Genomic DNA, 962 nt, shown 5'->3' on the forward strand with positions numbered 1-962 from the left:
CTTATTCTTCTTAATGCTTTCTAAGCGACAGACAAGACTCAATATATGACCAAGCAACGCGCCTTAATTATCGACGATGAACCTGATATTCGAGAGCTGTTAGAAATCACACTCATGCGTATGGGGATAGACACCTGTAGCAGTGCGACAATCATGGACGCCAAGGCCTACCTAAGTGAACAAAGCTTTGACCTTTGTCTCACCGATATGAATTTGCCTGATGGCAACGGCATTGATCTCGTGTCGTTCATACAAAAAAATCATCCCGATATGCCCGTTGCCATGATTACCGCGTACGGCAACGTCGAAACAGCCATCAGTGCCCTTAAGGCTGGTGCTTTTGATTTTATTTCAAAGCCTGTTGACCTTAATCAGCTACGAGGGCTGGTGACCAGCGCATTAGAGTTATCAAAACGTAAGGCAAACGAAAGTCCCTCTAGCACTCAACCCGAGCACATAAAAGGCAAAACAAAAGCCATTCAGAAGCTCAACAAACAGATCGATAAACTGGCACGTAGCCAAGCTCCAATTTATATTTCTGGTGAGTCAGGTAGCGGTAAAGAGCTGGTCGCTAAAATGATTCATCAAAACAGCCCTCGCGCTAGTACCGGCCGCTTTGTCCCGGTCAACTGTGGGGCTATTCCTAGTGAGCTGGTAGAGAGTGAATTCTTTGGCCACAAAAAAGGTAGCTTTAGTGGAGCAATCGAAGATAAATCCGGGCTATTTCGGGCAGCTGACGGCGGCACTCTATTTTTAGATGAAGTCGCCGACCTACCTCTTGAAATGCAGGTGAAGCTCTTACGTGCAATTCAGGAAAAGCGAATCCGGCCTGTTGGTGAACAGGAAGAGGTTCAAGTTAACGTCCGAATTCTTAGCGCCACCCATAAAGACCTGGCCAAACTCGTTGAAGATGGCAGCTTCAGGCAAGATTTGTTTTATCGAATTAATGTCATCAAACTCGA

Annotated in this window: 1 protein-coding gene; it reads left to right on the forward strand. The window is 46.0% G+C overall.

The window, feature by feature from the left end; translation table 11 throughout:
• Positions 1-45 precede the first annotated feature (45 nt).
• The coding region (locus tag A3729_RS23690; protein WP_068634365.1) for a sigma-54 dependent transcriptional regulator at positions 46-962 on the forward strand (917 nt) is incomplete at its 3' end.

This window comes from Oleiphilus sp. HI0043, from assembly GCF_001634935.1.